1 protein-coding gene is annotated in these 508 nt (G+C 61.4%); it reads left to right on the top strand.

The features are described 5' to 3' along the window. Window positions 1-508 (top strand): SDR family NAD(P)-dependent oxidoreductase (locus J5224_RS35360; protein ID WP_264629431.1); only part of this gene is annotated, 508 nt, incomplete at both ends.

The raw sequence follows: 508 nt of genomic DNA, 5'->3' as shown, positions 1-508 counted from the left end.
GCTCCAGCGGCATTGGCTTGATTGCGGCATTGGACTTACACCAACGCGGCTATCGCGTGTTGGCCGCCTGCCGCCGCACCGAGGATGTGCAGCGCATGAACACGTTGGGGCTTGAAGGCATTGCGCTCGATCTGGACGATCCTGACAGCGTGGAGGCGGCGGCCGAGCAGGTTATCGCACTGACCGGCAATCGACTGTACGGGCTGTTTAATAACGCCGGCTATGGGGTTTATGGCCCGCTGAACACTATTTCGCGTCAGCAACTCGAACAGCAGTTTGCCAGCAACCTGTTCGGCACGCACCAGTTGACGCTACGTTTGCTGCCCGCCATGCTGCCGCACGGCGAAGGACGCATTATTCAGACCAGCTCCGTGATGGGGTTTGTCGCCACGCCGGGGCGCGGTGCCTATGCGGCCAGCAAATACGCGCTGGAAGCCTGGTCGGACACACTGCGCATGGAACTGCACGGCAGCGGTCTGCAGGTCAGCCTGATTGAACCCGGGCCTAT

Source organism: Candidatus Symbiopectobacterium sp. NZEC135 (assembly GCF_025962695.1).
Note: the sequence above shows the minus strand (reverse complement) of the source record. Positions and strands in the feature narration are given on the sequence as shown.